This window comes from Streptomyces sp. (genome assembly GCF_031181705.1).
Lineage (GTDB): Bacteria > Actinomycetota > Actinomycetes > Streptomycetales > Streptomycetaceae > Streptomyces.
In genome coordinates, this window is the sequence record NZ_JAPSKN010000127.1 from 11655 (window position 1) to 16014 (window position 4360).

General features: G+C 72.4%; 3 protein-coding genes. 1 reads left to right on the forward strand and 2 read right to left on the reverse strand.

From position 1 onward, the window contains the following. Positions 1-48: 48 nt before the first annotated feature. The gene (locus RIN80_RS21375) at positions 49-1257 is read right to left on the reverse strand and encodes a nucleotide sugar dehydrogenase (protein ID WP_309097241.1); all 1209 of its coding nucleotides are present in this window, start codon (positions 1255-1257) and stop codon (positions 49-51) included. Between the two features lie 272 nt (positions 1258-1529). On the opposite strand from RIN80_RS21375, the gene RIN80_RS21380 reads away from it, so the two are divergent. After that, positions 1530-3236, forward strand: a complete 1707-nt coding sequence (locus RIN80_RS21380; RefSeq protein WP_309097242.1) for a glycerol-3-phosphate dehydrogenase/oxidase — start codon at positions 1530-1532, stop codon at positions 3234-3236. Positions 3237-3384: 148 nt separating this feature from the next. Here the strand turns inward: RIN80_RS21380 and RIN80_RS21385 are convergent, their stop codons facing one another. Then, entirely contained in the window at positions 3385-4350 is a 966-nt protein-coding gene (locus tag RIN80_RS21385; RefSeq protein ID WP_309097243.1) for a serine hydrolase domain-containing protein, read from the reverse strand. Positions 4351-4360: the final 10 nt, after the last annotated feature.

Below are 4360 nucleotides of genomic sequence, written 5' to 3' on the forward strand. Positions count from 1 at the left end.
TGCCCCATGCCAGCAGTCCCCTGGCTCCCGCACCCCGCGCACCCCTCTTCACAACCGGTGCGCCGCCCCCGTAGGGGCCGCCCCCCGAGTGTCCAGCAGGAGCTGGGCCTTCACCGACAGGCCCTGGAGGTCGTACGTGCGGTGCTGCTGGAGGAGGATCGTCAGGTCCGCGTCGGCCGCTGCCTCGTAGAGGGAGTCCGCGCGGGGGACGGGGCGGTCGAGGACGCTCCAGGCGGGGACGTGGGGGTCGTGGTAGCTGACCGCGGCGCCCAGTTCCATCAGGCGCTGGGCGATCTCCTGGGCCGGGGTGCCCTGGAGGTCGGCGAGGTCGGGCTTGTAGGTGACGCCGAGGAGGAGCACGCGCGCGCCCCGGGCCGACTTGCCGTGCTCGTTGAGGAGCGTGGCGGCGCGCTGGACGACGTAGCCGGGCATGCGGCTGTTGACCTGCTGGGCCAGCTCCACCATGCGCAGGCCGCGGCCGGCCCGGCCGGTCAGGTCCTGGGGGACGGAGTGGCCGCCCACGCCCGGGCCCGGGCGGAAGGCCTGGAAGCCGAACGGTTTGGTCTCCGCGCAGCGGATGACGTCCCACAGGTCGACGCCCAGGTCGTGGCAGAGGACGGCCATCTCGTTGACCAGGGCGATGTTCACATGCCGGTAGTTCGTCTCCAGCAGCTGCACGGTCTCCGCTTCACGGGGTCCACGCGCGCGTACCACCTTGTCCGTCAGCCTGCCGTAGAACGCTGCGGCCGACTCGGTGCAGGCCGGGGTGAGGCCGCCGATGACCTTCGGGGTGGTGGCGGGCGTGACGTCGCGGTTGCCGGGGTCGGCGCGACTGGGGGAGTACGCCAGGTGGAAGTCGCGGCCCGCGCGCAGGCCGGAGCCTTCTTCGAGCAGCGGCCGCAGGAAGTCGTCCGTCGTCCCCGGGCGCACCGGCGACTCCAGGATCACCGTGGTGTGCGGGCGCAGGTGCGCCGCCAGGGTGCGGGCGGCGGCCTCCAGCTGTCCGAGGTCGAGCGTGCCGTCCGCGCCCGGCGGGGTCGGCGGGCAGAGCACCGCGGTGCGGACCCGGCCCAGCTCGGCCGGGTCGGTCGCCGGCCGGAAGCCCCCCGAGAGCATCCGGCGCAGCTCGGCGGGGCTCAGCGAGCCGGCCTCCGGGCCGGTCCGGTAGCCCAGGGTGGGGATGCCTGCGGCGACGGCGGCCTGGGCCAGGGGCAGGCCGTACGGGCCGAGTCCGATGACGGCGAGATCTGCGGGCATGGCGTGGGCCGTCCTTCCCGATAACCGAAGTGGGACAGGTGCGCAAGCCCTGTGGACAGGACGGGCGAGCGCAATGTCAGACTAGGAGTAAATATGACCGATATGCGGGATTGGTCGGCCGAGTTTCGGTGAGTGTTCCGTGGCCGTTGTCCACAGGCTGAGGATCCGTGGTGGCTGAAGTCGGGCAACCCGGTGAGAATCTGGGCAGGGGGATACGGACGGGGCTGCGCCCGACGGGTGCGGTCGGCGCGACCGATGAGCGGGAGGCAGCGGTGAGGACAGCGACACTCGGACCGGCGCAGCGCGCCGAGTCACTCGCATCGATGGCCGAGCGCGAGCTGGACGTGCTGGTCGTGGGCGCAGGCGTGGTCGGCGCGGGCACCGCCCTCGACGCCGTCACCAGAGGTCTTTCCACCGGCCTGGTCGAGGCGCGGGACTGGGCGTCCGGCACCTCCAGCCGGTCCAGCAAGCTGATCCACGGCGGCCTGCGCTACCTGGAGATGCTCGACTTCGCCCTGGTCAGGGAGGCCCTGAAGGAGCGCGGCCTGCTGCTGGAGCGGCTCGCCCCGCACCTGGTGAAGCCCGTGCCGTTCCTGTACCCGCTGCAGCACAAGGGCTGGGAGCGGCTGTACGCCGGGTCGGGCGTCGCGATGTACGACGCCATGTCCATGGCGCGCGGACACGGCCGGGGCCTGCCGATGCACCGGCACCTGACGCGCTCTCACGCCCTGCGGGTGGCCCCCTGTTTGAAGAAGGACGCGCTGGTCGGGGCGTTGCAGTACTACGACGCACAGATGGACGACGCCCGCTACGTCGCGACGCTGGTGCGCACGGCGGTGGCCTACGGGGCGAAGGCGGCCAACCGCGCGCGGGTGACGGGCTTCCTGCGCGAGGGCGAGCGGGTCGTCGGCGCCAAGGTGCAGGACGTCGAAGGCGGCGGTGAGTACGAGATCCGCGCCAAGCAGGTCGTCAACGCCACCGGCGTGTGGACGGACGACACGCAGGCCATGGTCGGTGAGCGCGGCCAGTTCCACGTCCGGGCGTCCAAGGGCATCCACCTGGTCGTGCCGCGCGACCGGATCCACTCCACGACCGGGCTCATCCTGCGCACGGAGAAGTCCGTCCTGTTCGTCATCCCGTGGGGCCGGCACTGGATCGTCGGCACCACGGACACCGACTGGGACCTCGACAAGGCCCACCCGGCCGCCTCCAGCGCGGACATCGACTACCTGCTGGAGCATGTGAACTCGGTGCTGGCGGTGCCCCTCACCAGGGACGACGTCCAGGGCGTCTACGCCGGCCTGCGGCCCCTGCTCGCGGGTGAGTCGGACGCCACGAGCAAGCTGTCGCGCGAGCACACCGTGGCCCACCCGGTGCCGGGGCTGGTCGTCGTGGCGGGCGGCAAGTACACGACGTACCGGGTCATGGCCAAGGACGCGGTGGACGCGGCGGTGCACGGCCTCGACATGCGGGTCGCCGAGTGCGTCACCGAGGAGGTGCCGCTGCTGGGCGCCGAGGGCTACCGGGCGCTGTGGAACGCGCGGGCCCGGATCGCCGCCCGCACCGGACTCCACGTGGTGCGCGTGGAGCACCTGCTGAACCGGTACGGGGCGATGACGGAGGAACTCCTCGAACTCATCGCCCATGACCCCTCGCTCGGGGAGCCGCTGCCGGCGGCCGACGACTACCTCCGCGCCGAGATCGTCTACGCGGCGTCGCACGAGGGCGCGCGGCATCTGGACGACGTGCTGACCCGGCGGACCCGCATCTCGATCGAGACCTTCGACCGGGGCACGCGCAGCGCGCGGGACGCCGCCGAGCTGATGGCGCCGGTCCTCGGCTGGGACAAGGACCAGATCGAGCGCGAGGTCCAGCACTACGAGAAGCGGGTGGAGGCCGAGCGGGAGTCGCAGCGGCAGCCGGACGATCTGACGGCGGACGCGGCGCGGTTGGGAGCGCCGGACATCGTGCCGTTGTAGGAGCGCCGCCCGGCGGGACGGCTCCGCGGGGCGTCACAGCGGCCAGGTGACGCGCTCCGGGTCCCGCCGGTCCCCTCCTGCTTGAGTCCGCCTCAGATCACCCGAACGAGTGTCGGGGGGTGGGATCTCCGTTCGGGGCCCGGTCGTTTCAAGAGGTGCGGGGGCAGAACTCGGCCGCGAGCACCGCGGGTTCGAGACCGGGATCGGCTATCCCGTCCGTGTTCACGCGGAAGGTGAGGACATGCCGGCCGTCGACGGTGGCCGCGCTGCGCACGTAGCTGCCGGATATGTGCCCGTTGTGTCCCCACACCGTCGTGCCGCACGGGAGTTTCTCGGGAAACAGCCCCAGGCCGTACGCGCCGTGTGCGGCACGGGTGTCGAGCATCTCGCGCAGCCAGCGCGGGGGCAGCAGCCGGCCGCTGAGCAGGGCCGTGAAGAAGCGGTCCAGATCGGCCAGCGTGGTCACCATCTCGCCCGCGGCTCCGGCTGCCCGCGGGTCGAGATCGGTGACGTCGGTGCCGTCGGCGGCGTAGGAGCGGCCGTGCGGGGAGGGCAGGGAGGAGCGGGATCCGGGAAAGGAGGTGCCCGTCAGGCCCAGCGGGGTGATGATGCGGCGTTCGGCCTCGGCGGCGTAGGAGGCGCCGGTGACCTGCTCGACGACCATGCCGAGCAGGACGTAGTTGGTGTTCGAGTAGGAGAAGCGGCCGCGTGGGGCCGGAGGGTGGGTGAGGGCTATGCGCACGGCCTGATCGGGCGTGACGGGCACGGTTCCGTCGGTGGCAGCGGTGAAGTCGTACAGGCCGCTGGTGTGGGTGAGCAGGGAGCGCAGGGTCAGCGCGCGGCCGTCGTTGCCCGCGCCCCGCACCAGACCGGGCAGATGCTGCTCCACCGTGTCGGACAGCGACAGCCGTTCTTCGGCGGCCAGTTGAAGCACGACGGTGGCGATGAACGACTTCGTGACGCTGCCGGCGCGGAAGTGGTCCGACCGGGCGATTCCGTGCCCGGCCCCGGCGTAGCGGGTGGTGGTCCCCTCCCGGGCCAGCAACGCGGCGGCGGGCGCCCGGCCCCGCGTCACCAGCAACGGCAGCACGGCGTCCGTGGGCGGCACCGACAACGCCGAGGAG